This is a genomic window from Streptomyces sp. NBC_01498 (assembly GCF_036327775.1).
Lineage (GTDB): Bacteria > Actinomycetota > Actinomycetes > Streptomycetales > Streptomycetaceae > Streptomyces.
Window position 1 is genome coordinate 2,661,709 of the sequence record NZ_CP109598.1, and the last position, 15,073, is coordinate 2,676,781.

The 15,073-nt window shown below is 72.9% G+C and carries 8 protein-coding genes; 1 reads left to right on the forward strand and 7 read right to left on the reverse strand.

Features of this window, described 5'->3' with window-relative positions:
* Window positions 1–103: 103 nt before the first annotated feature.
* On the reverse strand, window positions 104–694 hold the full coding sequence (locus tag OG875_RS11060) for a Uma2 family endonuclease (protein ID WP_330174060.1): 591 nt from the start codon (window positions 692–694) through the stop codon (window positions 104–106).
* Between the two features lie 133 nt (window positions 695–827).
* Window positions 828–2,408 (reverse strand): glutamine-hydrolyzing GMP synthase, encoded by a 1,581-nt coding sequence (gene guaA / locus OG875_RS11065; RefSeq protein ID WP_330174061.1) that lies wholly within the window; start codon window positions 2,406–2,408, stop codon window positions 828–830.
* 310 nt (window positions 2,409–2,718) lie between these two features.
* On the opposite strand from guaA, the gene OG875_RS11070 reads away from it, so the two are divergent.
* Complete coding sequence (locus OG875_RS11070; protein ID WP_330174062.1) at window positions 2,719–3,054, forward strand: chorismate mutase; 336 nt, start codon at window positions 2,719–2,721, stop codon at window positions 3,052–3,054.
* A gap of 863 nt (window positions 3,055–3,917) precedes the next feature.
* Here OG875_RS11070 and OG875_RS11075 read toward each other — a convergent pair.
* From OG875_RS11075 to OG875_RS11095, 5 genes are all read right to left on the reverse strand, one after another.
* The gene (locus OG875_RS11075; RefSeq protein ID WP_330174063.1) at window positions 3,918–5,984 is read right to left on the reverse strand and encodes a GMC family oxidoreductase; all 2,067 of its coding nucleotides are present in this window, start codon (window positions 5,982–5,984) and stop codon (window positions 3,918–3,920) included.
* Between the two features lie 20 nt (window positions 5,985–6,004).
* Window positions 6,005–7,609 (reverse strand): succinic semialdehyde dehydrogenase, encoded by a 1,605-nt coding sequence (locus tag OG875_RS11080; RefSeq protein ID WP_330174064.1) that lies wholly within the window; start codon window positions 7,607–7,609, stop codon window positions 6,005–6,007.
* A 91-nt stretch (window positions 7,610–7,700) separates the two neighbouring features.
* On the reverse strand, window positions 7,701–9,407 hold the full coding sequence (locus tag OG875_RS11085) for a serine/threonine-protein kinase (protein ID WP_330174065.1): 1,707 nt from the start codon (window positions 9,405–9,407) through the stop codon (window positions 7,701–7,703).
* A 69-nt stretch (window positions 9,408–9,476) separates the two neighbouring features.
* Window positions 9,477–11,255, reverse strand: coding sequence for a serine/threonine-protein kinase (locus tag OG875_RS11090; protein WP_330174066.1), 1,779 nt, complete (start codon window positions 11,253–11,255; stop codon window positions 9,477–9,479).
* 180 nt (window positions 11,256–11,435) lie between these two features.
* The gene (locus OG875_RS11095; protein WP_330174067.1) at window positions 11,436–14,756 is read right to left on the reverse strand and encodes a protein kinase; all 3,321 of its coding nucleotides are present in this window, start codon (window positions 14,754–14,756) and stop codon (window positions 11,436–11,438) included.
* Between the last annotated feature and the right edge of the window lie 317 nt (window positions 14,757–15,073).

Consider the following 15,073-nt stretch of genomic DNA (forward strand, 5'->3'; position numbering starts at 1 on the left):
CCCTGGACCCCGCGTGGATCTTGTCGGGTGAACTTCCTTGCCGTGAAAGGGAATTGTGCCGTATCGGGAGGGGTGTCAGATGCCGGGGAGGGGCTGCGCGGGGCTACAGATTGTCAACCTCGGCGAGATCGATGTCGATGTCGAACGGGACGGAGAGCTTCAGACGCTCATGGTGGATGCCGACGAGGGCATACGACTTCGTCACCGTGGACAACTCGTACACCTGGACGACCGGGTGCTGGTCCGCGCCCGCCATCTCGACCAGCCAGAAGTGCGGGATGCCCGCCCCGGCGTATTTGTGCGGTTTGGTGTCACGGTCGCGTGCCTCGGAGTCCGGCGAGACGACCTCGACGGCGAGCGAGACATCGGCCACGTCGAAGCGGGTCTGCTCGCGGCTGGTCACCGCTTCGGCCCGGACGACGCAGAGGTCCGGCTCGGGGCCGTTGCTCTCGTCGAGCTGGACGGTCATCTCGCGGACAACCTTCACCTCCGACGGCGCAGTGCGACGCAGTCCGGCCATCAGCATGTCGATCACGATGCTGTGGAAATAGCGCTGCGGACTCACGAAAACCAGACTCCCGTCGATCAACTCTGTGTGCGGCGGGAGGCCGGGCAGCGTCAGCAGGTCGTCCACGGTGTAACCGTCCTGCGGCGGCACCGGCCACGGAGTGGTGGGCAGCGGCTCAGCGGTCATGGTTCCTCCCATGGACGACATTCTGGTCCGTACAACAAGCCTACCCAGGGCATATGCCAATGCCGCCACCCAAACGAATGAGCGACGGCATCGGCGTTGACCTGGAAATATCGGGAGACCCCTCAAAAAGAGGTCACTCCCACTCGATCGTCCCCGGCGGCTTGCTCGTCACGTCGAGGACCACGCGGTTCACGTCCGCCACCTCGTTGGTGATGCGGGTGGAGATCCGCGCCAGCACGTCGTACGGCATCCGCGTCCAGTCCGCCGTCATCGCGTCCTCCGACGACACCGGGCGCAGCACGATCGGGTGGCCGTACGTGCGGCCGTCGCCCTGCACGCCCACCGAGCGCACGTCGGCGAGCAGGACCACCGGGCACTGCCAGATGTCGCGGTCGAGTCCGGCCGCCGTCAGTTCCTCGCGGGCGATGGCGTCGGCCTCGCGCAGCAGGTCCAGGCGCTCGCGGGTGATCTCGCCGACGATACGGATACCGAGGCCGGGTCCCGGGAAGGGCTGGCGCTGGACGATCTCCTCCGGCAGGCCCAGTTCCTGGCCGACCATCCGGACCTCGTCCTTGAACAGCTGGCGCAGCGGCTCGATCAGGGAGAACTCCAGGTCCTCGGGGAGCCCGCCGACGTTGTGGTGCGACTTGATGTTGGCGGTGCCGGTGCCGCCGCCGGACTCGACCACGTCCGGGTAGAGCGTGCCCTGGACGAGGAACTCGACCGGCTCGCCGGGCTCCGCCTCGGCGACGATCTCCGCCTGCGCCTGCTCGAAGACCCGGATGAACTCGCGGCCGATGATCTTCCGCTTCTGCTCCGGGTCGGAGACCCCGGCCAGCGCGGCCAGGAAGCGTTCCTGCGCGTCGACGACCTTCAGCTGGACACCGGTGGCCGCGACGAAGTCCTTCTCGACCTGCTCGGTCTCGCCCTTGCGCATCAGCCCGTGGTCGACGTACACGCAGGTCAGCTGCGAACCGATCGCCTTCTGTACGAGGGCGGCGGCGACGGCGGAGTCCACGCCCCCGGACAGGCCGCAGATCGCGCGGCTGGAGCCGACCCGCTCGCGGATGAGGGCGACCTGTTCCTCGATGACGTTGCCGGTGGTCCAGGTCGGCTCGATGCCGGCGCCCCGGTAGAGGAAGTGCTCCAGGACCTGCTGGCCGTGCGTGGAGTGCATGACCTCGGGGTGGTGCTGGACGCCGTAGAGCTTCTTCTCGTCGTTCTCGAAGGCGGCGACCGGCACGACGTCGGTGGAGGCGGTGACGGTGAAGCCCTCGGGGGCGGCGGAGCATGCGTCGCCGTGGGACATCCAGACCTGCTGCTCGTCCGGGGTGCCCTCGAAGAGGGTGGAGCCGGACTTGGAGACGTGCAGTTCGGTACGGCCGTACTCGCGCGAGCCCGTGTTGTCGACCGTCCCGCCGAGGGTGGTGGCCATCAGCTGGAAGCCGTAGCACATGCCGAAGACCGGGACCCCGGCCTCGAAGAGCGCCCGGTCGACGGTCGGGGCGCCCTCGGCGTACACGGAGGAGGGGCCGCCGGAAAGGATGATCGCCTTGGGGTTCTTGGCCAGCATCTCGGCCACCGGCATCGTCGAGGGGACGATCTCGCTGTAGACCCGGGCCTCGCGGACACGGCGGGCGATGAGCTGGGCGTACTGCGCGCCGAAGTCGACGACGAGGACGGCGTCGGGGGTGGCGGGGGGCACTGCTGGCACGGGCGCGGCCTTCCGGCGGTGAAGGGGTTCGGTTCGGCCGATTCTAACGGGGGCCGTAGGCGGCTTTTCGTCTCAGCATCCGAACCCCGCGAGGGGCTCCCGGGCCCCTCCGGCATACTGGCCGGCATGCGCGAGCACTCGACCGTCTTCTTTACCTATGGCACCGGCCCGACCGGCTGCCATGGTCGTGCCGCTTGAGCTGACAAGCGACTTCCCAGGCGCCCCGGGCCGACAAGGCCCGGGGCGTTCCGCGTTGTCCGGGCCGGCAGTTCACCGCCCGGGGTCTCCCCTTCGTACAGAGGAGCCCTCCATGACCACCACCGACCACGCTGCCACCGATCACGCCCACGCTGCCGCCGATCGCACCGCCCCCGCCGACCGCACCGGCGCCCGCACCGGCGAGGCCGCCACGGTGATCGACGGCGCGCGCGAGCGCATCGACGCGCTGGACGACCGGATCATCGGCCTCGTCCAGGAACGGATGGCTGTCTCGGCGGTCGTCCAGGAGGCCCGCATCAGGTCGGGCGGACGCCGGCTCAATCTCTCCCGCGAGAACCAGATCCTCGGCCGCTTCAGGGACGCGCTCGGCACACCGGGTACCTCGCTCGCCATGACGCTGCTGGAGCTCTCGCGCGGCCGGATCTGAGCGGTGGGGCCGCGCGTGGGCGGACGGCTCCGGCCGTACGGACATGGATTCGGGCGCGTCCTCACCCGTACGGCGCGTGACCCGGCCCGACAGGCTTCGTTGGTCCCGGTGTCCGTGTCAGCCAGGGGCGGGCCCGAACAAACCACGCGTGGCTTCGCTGGGGCGTGTGACGTACCGCGCAGGTGCGTCGTGGGACCTCGCTCCAGTTCGAGTGACCGGTCGGCAGGGGACAGCATGCCCGGTCACCCCGAGAGCGGTCGGCACCGGGGACGCCCGGCGCCGACCGCATACGGAGGACGAGTCCCCGTCCGCGTCCGCAGTCCCCCGACCGCCGCCCCGACCGCCCCGTCGATGCTTCCCCGCTCACCACTCCACCGTCCCGAACGCGCGGCGCTCCCCCCGGCGCCGCGATCCGGCACCGGCGCGCCGCCCTGACGCCCCGGTGCCGATGCCAAGGGCCCCGCAGGCGCCCGTCCGGTTCGCTTCGGACCGGGCCCGCGGGGCCCTTGCCGTGTCTGGCCCCCGTCGGCCGGTCGGCGCCCCCGTACGGCGCGATGTGACGCGCGACACATAAAGATTCCGTGAGGAAAAGGGCAACCATCCGCCCGGATCGCGGGTCCTGCATGGGGAACAACGATCTCCGCCACCCGCCGTCGGGAGTTCCACCGGGCAGCCGGGGTTCACCGGACGGCCGCGTTCGCGGAGCAGGACAGCACGACCGCACGACCGGAGGCGCTGCACTCGGAGGGGGGTGCAGCGCCTCCCTGCTGCCCGCACGCGGAGCGGCGGCCCGCTCCTCCTACGGAAGGCGCCCGCCAAGGCCGCTTTCTTCCTACCCTCGCTCCTCCTACGGAGGGTGCTTTCTACGGCCGCTTCTTCGGCGGCACCGCCGGTATCCCGAGGAACGGCAGCCGCAGCGCGCCGAACGCCGACGCCGGGACCGCCGGCGACTTCGGCGCGACCGGCCCGCACCGTACGTACGCCGTCCCCGCCGACCCCGCCGACTGCTCCGGACGCGGGTCGGGCTCGCCCTTGTTGGGCCAGAAGGACATCGCGCGCTCCGCCTGGGCGGTGATGGTCAGCGACGGGTTGACGCCCAGGTTGGCCGAGACCGCCGAACCGTCGACGACCGAGATGCCGGGATGCCCGTACAGCCGGTGGTACGGGTCGATCACCCCGTGCTCCGGCCCGGCGCCGATCGGGCAGCCGCCGAGGAAGTGCGCGGTGAGCGGGGTGCCCATCAGTTCGCCGATGTTCGAGCCCGCGAAGCCGTTGATCTCGTCGGCGAGCAGGGACGCCGTCCGCGTACCCGCCTCGATCTGCTGGGGGTTGGGCGCGCCGTGTCCCTGACGGGCCGTCAGCAACCCTTTGCCGGGGCCCTTCCGCTTGCGGTACGTCGTCAGCGAGTTGTCGACGGACTGCATCACCAGGCCGATGACGGTCCGCTCCGACCAGCGCCGGTTGGAGAGCGAACGGGCCGCGCGGACCGGGTGCCTGGCCACGTTGCCGAGCCAGCCCGCGAACCGGCGGCCGTTCTCACTGTAGGGGACCTGGAGGATGGAGAGCGTACCCATCGCGTTGGAGCCCCTGCCGTAACGGACCGGTTCCACATGGGTGTCGGCGTCCGGGTGGAAGGACGACGTGATGGCGACCCCCCGGGTGAAGTCCACGCCCGCTGCCGCGCCGGACGCCGCCGCGCCGTGCTTCTTCCGGTAGCGCCGGTCGGTGGTCTGCGCGCCCACCAGGGCCTCGGAGTTGGTACGGGTCAGCTCACCGAGCCGGTCGGAGAGGCGCGGCAGCCGCCCCAGGTCCTTCATCGTGTGCAGCAGGGTCTGCGTCCCGTACGTCCCCGCCGCGACGACCACATGGCGGGCCCGCAGCACGCGCGGCGCGGAAGTGCGGCGGTGCGTGGGGACGGTCCCGACACGGTGGCCGCCCGCCGGGTCCTCGGTGATGTCGACCACCGTCGTCATCGGGCGGACGACCGCCCCCGCCTGCTCGGCGAGGTACAGATAGTTCTCGTTGAGGGTGTTCTTGGCGCCGTGACGGCAGCCGGTCATGCACTCCCCGCACTGCGCGCAGGCCCGTCGCGCGGGGCCCGCGCCGCCGAAGTACGGGTCGCCGACGGAGGCGCCCGGCTCGGCCCGCGCCGTCCCGTCGGCGTCCTGTCCGTCGCCGAAGAAGACCCCGACGGGCGCCAGGTGGAAGGTGTCGCCCACGCCCATCGCCCGCGCGGTCGCCCGGAGATGGACGTCCGAGGGGGTCATGGTCGGGTTGAGCCGGACGCCGAGCATGCGGCGCGCCTGGTCGTAGTACGGGGCGAGTTCGGCCCGCCAGTCGGTGATACCGGCCCACTGGCGGTCCTCGAAGAACGCCTTCGGCGGCTCGTACAGCGTGTTCGCGTAGTTGAGCGAGCCGCCGCCGACACCCGCGCCGGCGAGGACCATGACATTGCCGAGCAGATGGACCCGCTGGATGCCGAAGAGGCCGAGGGCCGGGGCCCACAGGTAGTTCCTGAGGTCCCAGGAGCTTTTCGGGAGGGTGCCGGGGGTGAAGCGGCGGCCGGCTTCGAGTACGGCGACGCGGTAGCCCTTCTCGGTCAGGCGCAGCGCGGCGACGGCACCGCCGAAGCCGGACCCGACGACGATGACGTCGTAGTCGTGGCCGTGGCCGTGGTCCTGGTCCTGGTCCTGGTCGCGGTCGTGTTCACGGCCCTGATCGTTGTCGTTCTCGTTGTCGCGACTGGAGCCGGAGCCGGCGGCGCGGTCGGAAGCGTGGTCGGAAGCGTGGTCGCCGTCGCGGGCCGGCCCCCCTTCCGTGCCCGCGTCACTGGCACCCCCGCCCGCGTCCTGGCGCACGCCCTCACCCACGTCCTCACCCGGCTTCCCGCCCGCGTCCTCCGCGCTCCGCGCTCGGTTCTCCCCTGACATCGGCTCTCCTCCCCGTCGGATCAGCGCAGCCGCAATGCCTTGAGCGCGCGCAGGCTCCTGGTCATGAGCGCGGCGTACGACTCGTCGTCCATCCCCATCGACGGCGCCATCGGGAGCACGCGCTGCTCCGCCACGGTCTGGACCTCGGTGAACTTGAGGATGCCCTCGGCGCCGTGCCTGCGGCCGAGTCCGGAGTCCTTCATGCCGCCCATCGGTGCCCGCACGCTCCCGTACGCCGGGGCGAAGCCCTCGTTGATGTTGACGGTGCCGGTGCGCAGCCGGGCGGCGATCGCGTGCCCGCGTCCGCCGTCGCGCGTCCACACGCTCGAATTGAGGCCGTACGGCGTGGCGTTGGCCAGTTCGACGGCCTCGTCCTCGTCGCGGAACCGGTACACGGAGACGACCGGGCCGAACGTCTCCTCGGCGCACACCGACATCGGCGGCTCGACGCCCTCCAGGATGGTGGGCTCGTAGAAGTACGGTCCGATGTCGGGCCGCGCGACACCGCCCGCGAGGATCCGCGCGCCCTTGGCGACGGCTTCCTCCACATGGCCGGTGACGGTGCGGAGCTGGCGCTCGCTGATCAGGGAGCCCATGTCGGCGCCGTACGCGAGCGCGCTGCCGAGCCGCATCGCCTTCGTCCGGGCGACGAACCGCTCCAGGAACGTGTCGGCGACCGACTCGTGGACGTACAACCGCTCGATGGAGACGCAGAGTTGGCCGGCGGTGGAGAAGCAGGCGCGCACCGCCCCGGCGGCGGCCTTCTCGATGTCGGCGTCGTGCAGGACGAGCATGGCGTTCTTGCCGCCGAGTTCGAGGGACGCGCCGACGAGCCGGCTCGCCGCGCGCCGCGCGACCTCACGGCCGGTGCGGGTGGAGCCGGTGAAGGAGATGTAGTCGCCGCGCTCGACGACCTCGGGCCCGACGACCGGCCCCTCGCCGATCACCACCTGCCACACCCCGGCCGGGAGTCCGGCCTCGACCAGCAGGTCACGCGCCCAGAGCGCGGTGAGCGCGGTCTCGGTGTCGGGCTTCATCACCACGGCGTTGCCCGCGACGAAGGCGGGCAGCGCGTCGCCGACGGACAGCTCCAGCGGGTAGTTCCAGGGGGCGATCTGGCCGACGACCCCGCGCGGCTGGCGCAGTTCGGTGACCTTGGTCAGCAGGGGTACGGCGCCGAGGTGCCGTCTCGGCCGCAGATACGCGGGGGCCCGGCGCCCGTAGTGCCGGGCGGCGACGGCGACGGCCTGGACCTCCTCGTGCGCGTGCAGCCTGGCCTTGCCGGTCTCCAGCTGGATGAGGTCGAGGACCTCGGCCTGGCGTTCCAGCAGCAGGTCGTGGAAGCGGAGCAGGACGGCGGCCCGGCGCCGTACGGGAGTGGCCGCCCAGAGCCGCTGCGCGGCGCGGGCGCGCGCGAAGGCCGCGGCGACGTCCTCGGGGGTGGACGCGGGCAGGTCGGCGAGCTTCTCGCCGGTGGACGGATCGTGGTTCGCGGTACGGCCCGAGCCCACGACACCCCGGATGAGCTGGGCGAGCACCTCCGGGGTGACCACGTCGGCGGCGGTGCGGACGCCCGGGGGCACCGGAGCGACGGGGTTGGTCGTGGGGGCCTGTGAGTCCGTCATGAGTGCGAGCGTATGTCGCGTCCGTACCCTTGGGTACCCGCCGGTAACACCTTTTCGCCAGGTACCGGGCGCGGGTGCGCCGGCGCGCGGCTCAGGCCAGCTGGTCGCTCTCGATCACCAGGTGCTCGACGAGGTCGGAGAAGAGTTCCTCGCCGTCCGTCACGGCGTTCCCCTCGGCGGGCATCGACACACGGAGCCGCCAGTGCAGGCCGTCCTCTCCGGGGACGACGAGCTCGTGGTAGCGGTAGCGGATCGGCACTTCGGACGAGTCGGTGTAGTCCGTGAAGTCGACGATGTTCTCGAAAGCCTTGCCGGAGCCCTCGAACGACGCGTCGGCCTCACGGTATTTCGCGTCCTTCATCTCCGTGGCGTTCTCACCGCCGCCCTTGTAGTACGCCTCGAACGCGTTCGGCGCGGCGGCCAGGACCTCGTTGTCGGGAAGCTTCTGCACCCGCTCCATGAAGATGCCGAAGACCCCGCTCGGATCGCGGAAGCTGACGCGCGTCTCGTCGGTCGGACTCTCCTGGAATCTCCGGTAGTCCTTCGGGACGGCCAGCTCGGCCTGGAGGATCTCCTTCTCCGGTCGCACTCCCCAGCCCTCCGGCAGTTCCTCGGCGGCGAGCGGGTTGAAGAAGATCAGCACCACGGCGAGGACCACCGCGAGGAGCCCGGCGCCGAGCCCGTACCGGGCCTTGCGGTTGCGGTACAGGACCGGCGGGACCCACTTGTTGTCCGAACCGCCGGGCACCGCGGGGTGCGGTACCACCGCCGTGGGCGGCAGCGGCGGACTGGCCACCGACTCCAGTACGGCCCGTGCCTCGGCGGCCGTGGGACGCGCCGCCGGGTCCTTCCGCAGGAGCTGCATCACGAGCATGCCGAAGGCACCGGACCCGCGCGCGGGAATCTGCGGCTCGGCGGAGAGCACGGCCTGGAGGGTGGCGGGGATGTTCGAGCGGCGGTACGGGGACATGCCCTCCACCGCCGCGTACAGCACCACGCCCAGCGACCACAGGTCCGACTCGGGGCCGGGGCGCTGTCCGAGCACCCGCTCGGGGGCGATGTACTCCGGTGAGCCGACGAAGGCACCCGTCTCGGTGAGCCCCTGCTGGCCCTCGACCTGGGCGATGCCGAAGTCGCTCAGGACGACGCGGTCGGCCCGCCCGAGCAGGACGTTGTCCGGCTTCACGTCACGGTGCAGGACCCGGGCCTCGTGGGCGGCGTTGAGGGCGTTCAGTACGGCCAGCCCGATCCTGGCGGCCTCACGCGGGTCGAGCGTGCCCTCCTGAAGACGGTCGGCGAGCGACTGGCCGCGCACCAGTTCCATGACGATCCACGGCTTGGAGTCCTCCACGACCACGTCGTGCATGGTGACGACCGAGGGGTGGTCGATCCGGGCCGCCGAGGTGGCCTCGCGGCGCATCCTCCGGTGGACGGTGTCGCGTTCCTGCTCGCTCAAGTGGTCGGGAACGCGCGGCTCCTTGACCGCCACGTCACGGTCCACGACCTCGTCGTGCGCCAGCCAGACCGTGCCCATGCCGCCGTGGCCGAGCCGCGAGACGAGCCGGTACCGCCCGCCCAGCACCCGCCCGACCGACGGGTCCGGCCGCATGGGCGCCTGTCGTGCCGCCTGCGTCGGCTCGTACCCGGCGCCCTGGGGGACGGGGGGCGCCTGCTGCGGCACCTGCGGCTGGTGCCCGCCGCCCTGCGGCTGCGGTGACTGCGCCTGAGGCGACCGCGGCTGCGGCGGCCGAAGCTCGTAGCTGGTGGGCTCGTTCGCCCGTCCCCCGTCGTTCGTCATGCGCACATCCTTACGGACGTCGCCCCGCGAAAACCACCAGGGGGCGACAGCGGGTGCAGAGCCGTGACATCAGCGCTCCGGCGGGCCGCCCGCGCCGTCCGGCTCCCAGCCCGTGAGCACGGTCTCGAACTGGACGCGGGTGGTGGACCAGTCCTCGGCCGGGCCCGCCATGTAGAGCGCGTACTCCGTCAGGCCGTCGGGCGAGTAGTGCATCTGGTCGATCGCGCGGCGCTCGCCGTCGTGACCCTGCCGTTCGGTCCAGGTGAACTCCCAGATCGCGGCCTTCGTCTGGTCCCGGAAGGTGTTGGGACGCAACTTGATCCGGTCGTACTCCGGCAGTTTGCCCACCTCCTCCTCCAAGGCCAGCATGTGGGTGTACGGGTCCTTGAAGTCCGGGGTGGTGTCGACGGCGATGCGCAGCAGATGGCGGCCGTTGTCGGGGGTGTAGTCGATCTGGTCGCCGTCCGTCAGACGTTGCCAGCCCTGCGGGACGAGGAGGCTGAAGCCCGCCGGGTCGTCCACCCGTTCCCAGCCCTCCGGGACGTCGCCGGCGCCCGGGTCCTGGTCGGACTCGCCGCCGCCCGTCGCGTCGGTCCCGCCGGTGCTGTCCGCGCTGTCGCCGCCGGTACCACCGGTACCGCTCGCGTTCTGTTCCTTGCCGTCGTCCGAGGGCCCCCCGCCCGTGTCCGCGCCGGTGCTTCGATCGTCCTGGTTGTTCTCCTGGAGCGCCAGGTAGCCGGCGCCGCCGCCGATCAGCGCGGCGGCGACGACCGCGACGAGCGCGACCCGCCAACGGCCGTTCCGGGCGGGTGCGGCGGGCGGAGCGGGCGCGGTGTGCGCGGTGTGCGGGTAGCCGTAGGACGGGGCCTGGCCGTACGGCGAGGGGTACGACGCGGCGGTCTGCGGCGGGGGCGTCGGGAACTGCGGCTGCGGGGACAGCGCGGGGTGCTGGGGCGGCGGGGCCGTGACCTGTGTGGTCGGTGCGTACGCCTGTGGTGTCTGAGGTGCCTGCGGCTCCCGCCCGTCCGCCACCTCCCGCAGCATCCGTTCCGCCCCGGCGGCGTCCGGGCGGGCCGCCGGGTCCTTGTGGAGCAGCGCCGTGATCACCGGGCCGAGGGCCCCGGCGCGTTCGGAGACGGGCGGGTCCTCGGCGATGACCGCCTGCATGGTGGCCACCGCCGACGTGCGGCGGAACGGGGAGGTGCCCTCCACCGCCGTGTGCAGCGTCGCGCCGAGCGACCACAGGTCGGAGGCCGGTCCCGGGTCGTTGCCGCGTACCCGTTCGGGCGCCAGGAAGTCGATGGAGCCGACGAGTTCACCGGTCCGGGTGATGGTGGCGTCGCCTTCGATCGCGGCGATCCCGAAGTCGCTGAGCAGCACCCGGCCGTCCCGTGCGAGCAGGACGTTGCCGGGCTTGACGTCGCGGTGCAGCACCCCGGCCGCGTGCGCGGCGCGCAGGGCGTCGAGGACCTGGAGGCCGATCCGTGCCGCCTCGCGCGGTTCGACGGGGCGGGAGGCGAGCGTCTCGGCGAGCGAGGAGCCGTCCACGTACTGCATGACGATCCACGGCCGGCCGCCGTGGTCGAGCACGTCGTGGACCGTCACCACGGCGGGGTGGCTGATCCGGGCGGCGGCTCGGGCCTCTTTCTGGGTGCGGGCGTGCAACATGGCGCGGTCGGCGGCCGATACGTACAGCGCGGCCGTCAACTCCTTGAGCGCGACTGTCCTGTTGAGCAGTTCGTCGTAGGCGCGCCACACCTTGCCCATGCCGCCGCTGCCGATCGCCGGGCCCAACCTGTAGCGCCCGGCGAGCAGTTGCCCCTCGCGCGTTCCCTCAGAATCTTCCACGTGCCCCTGCCTGTTCCTCGGAAATGACAGGTTACGGAGCGGACGCGCCGGCACGGAACAGCGCCCCGTGCCTGAAACAGCACCGTGACACGCGGCCCGGCCGGGCGCGGGCGTACGCGCGGCGCGGCTACGGGCGCGGAGGCCGGGGTACGGGCGCGGCGCGTGGCCGGGCGTGCGCGGTCAGTCGGTGATCCGGTAGGAGCCGGTGGCCTGTTGGTAGATCTCGCTGACCTTGTCGCGCTGGTCGGTGGGGCCGATGACCTGGACGATGTGGTAGCTGTCGCCGACGATCATCGCGAGGTTCCGGACGTAGACCTCGCCGCCGCCGCTGCTCTGCCAGGTGAACTGGCCCTCGGCCATGCGCTGTTGGCCCACGTCGATCCGGCGCAGCCCGGAGGCCGTGGCCCAGGAGGAGTCCCGGAAGGGCTGCAACTCCCTTTCCTTATCCCGCTGGTAGGCGAGCGGGTCGTCGCCGTTGTCGGCGACGGTGTCCCGGCCCGGCACCACGATGAGCGTGAAGTCGCCGCGCCCGTAGCGGACTTGACCACTGTCGTTGATCGGACGGCGCTGCCAGGTCTTGTCCACGCCGATCTCGAAGCCCTCGGGGTCCTTGCGCAGGGCGTAGCCGTCCGCGAGGTCGGCCGGGTTCCCGGAGGTCTGCGGCGTCGAGGAGTTGGGGACGTCCGGTTCGTCGTCGCCCCCGTCCGGAGTGGTGTCCGGACCGGTGTCGGGGTTCTGCGGCTGCGCGCTCGTGGGCGCGCTCGGGTCCGCCGCCGCGCCGGTTCCGGGCTTCTCCTCGTCGGCCTTCGGCAGAAGCATCACGGCGAGGGCGATGACGGCGATCATCAGCGTGAGGATCGCCACGAGCAGGACCCGGCCGAGCGAGCGGGGCCCGCGCGAACCGCCGCCGCGCGGCTCGCGGTACTCCCGCTCGCCGAAGTCGTCGTCGCGGTGGTCCCGTTCGGGGAGGACGCGCTCCGGCTGTTCGTGGCGCGGCTCGGCGTACGCCTCGCCGTGCGACGCGCGCGCGGCGGACCGGCCGCCCTTCTCCCGGCGCTCCTTGGCCTTCTTGTGACGGTGCCGTCCGTCGCCCCGACGGCCGCGGCGCTTGCGGACCAGTTCGCCGCGGCGGCGCACGATGGGCAGCCGCTCGTCCACGGAGGGCACGGCGACGACGTCGAGACCGGCGTCCGGCTCGGGGGCCGAGCGGATCAGCGAGCGCAGCCAGCCGCGCAGCTCCTCGAAGTCCGGCCGCTCCGTGGGGTCCTGGCGCAGCAGCGACTCGACGACGGGGCGCAGCGGGCCGCACTCCTCGGCGAAGGCGGGCGGTTCGGAGCAGACGAGCTGGACCAGTTCGGCCGCGTTCTCCTCCGGGTACGGGGCGTGGCCCTGGACCGCGCGGTAGAGCAGCGCGCCGAGTGCCCACAGGTCGGTGGACGGGCCGATGGGCGGGGCGAGCTGCCAGTTCTCGTGGACCGGTCCGGCCTGCTCGGGGGCCCAGCGTTCGGTGACGGCGCCGACGACGGCTATCCGGGCCTGCCGTGCGCGTTCGGCGGCGAGCGGGGTGGCGGGGCCCCGGTAGGCGGGGGTCGTCCCGCCCGCGACGACCTCGTCCCAGCGGCCGGGGGAGGCGGACGATCCGGGGACGGCGGGCAGTTGGGACGACTGCCGCTGGGCGTCGGCGCGCATGGCGTCGCCGCTGCCGGAGGGGTGCCAGCCGCCGCCACCGCCGGTGCCGCCGGCCGCGTTGTCCTGGCGGAGGTACGGGGAGGTGCCGCCGGCCTGGGGCAGCGCGGGAACGCCGGGGGTGCCGGGCGCCCGGCGGTACGGGTCGCCGCCGCCGGCCGGAAGCGGGCGGGAGCCGTCGCCGGGGCCCGAGGGTCCGTCGTGCCAGGTGCCCGCGAGTCGCACGCGGCGGGGCGGCTGGGGGTCGTCGGGGTCCGGGTCCTGTCCGGGGGTGTCGGAGCCGTACGTGTCGTGGCCCGGCTGGTCGCCGTCGCGGGGAACGGCCCACCAGTCGGGGTCGTTCGCGTCCTGCGAGGGGCCTGCCGTGCCGGTACCGCCGGTGGGGCCGCCGCCCCGGCCCGCGGGGGCCGAGGGGTCCGACAGGGGCACGGGACGCTGCACCGGGACGCTGCCGCTGTCGCGCTGCTGGTCCTCGTTGACGCGCGCGGCGGCGCGCGCTCCGGCGCGGTAGGCGGCGATGGCTCCGGCGCGGGCGGCGCGGGTGTCGGCCGGGCCGCCGCGTGAGGGGGTGGCCGGCAGGGCGGGCCGGGGGCTGTAGGGGACGACGGGGGCCTGACCGCCCGTATCGCCGTCGCGGGGATCGCGGAGGTCGTGGGGGTCACGCGTGTCGCCGGCCCCCGGGTCGTGCGGGCCGCCGTGCGGACCGTCCCGGCCGGTTTCGGTGCCGCCGGTGTCGGGGCCGTGGCCCGCGAGGGGCCGGCCGAACGCGTCGGTGCCGTGCGGGACTTCGCCGTAGGACGAATCGCCGTACGGGCGCCCCTCGGCGTACCGCCCGTCGCCTCCCCCGGCTCCGTACGCACCGGTGCCGTACGACGAACCGTCGCCGTAGGAACCGTCGCCGTACGAGCCGTCCGGGTAGGGGCCGTCCGCCGAGCGGGCGGTCTCCAGCGCGGCGCGGCCGGGCGACGCGGGTCCGACCGGTACGCCCAGCGCGCCGGTCCCCGGCGGCAGTGCCTCGGAGTGCCCCGTCCGGCCCGCCGGGAGGCCCGTGCCGCCGCCCGCCGGTCCGATCGGCACGCCCGACGTCCGTGCGCCGCCTCCGATGCCCGTCCCGGTCCCCGGCGGGTGTCCGGCGCCGGGCAGGGAGCCCGGGACGGTGCCCGGCAAGGGTCCCGGGATCTCACCGGCGGGCCGGTAACCGGCGTCGAAGCCGCCCTCGCCGACCGTCTGGGGCACCGGCACATAGCCGCAGAGCGCCTCCTCGGCGGCGCCCGCCGCGAGGCCGGTCAGCACCACACGGCCGTCGTCGCAGACGAGCACCGTGCGGATGGTGATGTTCCGGTGGGTCCAGCCGTGGGCGTGCAGCACCCGGACGGCCGTGAGCACGTCCGAGGCGATCTCGGCGGCCCGGTAGGGGTTGAGCGGGCGCTCCGCGAGGAGGGCCGCCAGCGGCCTGGCCGCGACCAGTTCGCTCACTATCCACAGCGAGCCGCCCTCGGCGAAGACGTCGAAGACCTGGTCGAGCCGGGGGTGGTCGGGGATCTGCGCGGCGCTCTGCGCGGCCTCGATGGCGCGCCGGACCGCCGGGTCCGTGGGCCTGCGGGTGGTGCGGCCGGAGACCCGCCGGGTGGCCGCCGCTGCTTCCGGGTCGACCATCTCGGCGTCCACGACCTCGGGCAACGGCACCTGACGGACGAGGACTTCCTGCCCGCTGTAGGTGTCGAACGCGCGCGTCTCGACGAGGTCGAACTCGTCGGACGGAGGCAGGGGAAGGCGGTAGCGGTCGGCGAGTACCCGTCCCGCGTAGTCGTCCACGACGCCTCCCACACGCGCTGTCCCTGGGTCTCCGGAGCCTCGAAGACCTCGCGAAACCGCCAATTCCGGTCGTTTACCGGCCCATTGTGGCTGCGTACGGTTCGCGACTTCTCACGATACGTGGCCGGAGGCCAGTCTGCCGCCGGGTCACCGCAACACAGGTCTTAACCTTCCCGGCGAGCCGCGCCCGTACGCCCCGGCGCATCGGGCGCCTACCGGCCACGACCCGCCCCGGTCGCCGACCCGAACCGCCCTCACGGGCGTCGCATCAATGACCGGAACGGGTCGTACTACCCACGAGTTCGCGCCAACGCGGC

Excerpts from the sequence above, each read along its gene's own strand:
- OG875_RS11060 (WP_330174060.1), bottom strand. The coding sequence starts at position 694 with ATGACCGCTGAGCCGCTGCCCACCACTCCGTGGCCGGTGCCGCCGCAG.
- OG875_RS11070 (WP_330174062.1), top strand. The coding sequence starts at position 2,719 with ATGACCACCACCGACCACGCTGCCACCGATCACGCCCACGCTGCCGCC.
- OG875_RS11080 (WP_330174064.1), bottom strand. The coding sequence starts at position 7,609 with ATGACGGACTCACAGGCCCCCACGACCAACCCCGTCGCTCCGGTGCCC.
- OG875_RS11075 (WP_330174063.1), bottom strand. The coding sequence starts at position 5,984 with ATGTCAGGGGAGAACCGAGCGCGGAGCGCGGAGGACGCGGGCGGGAAG.
- OG875_RS11085 (WP_330174065.1), bottom strand. The coding sequence starts at position 9,407 with ATGACGAACGACGGGGGACGGGCGAACGAGCCCACCAGCTACGAGCTT.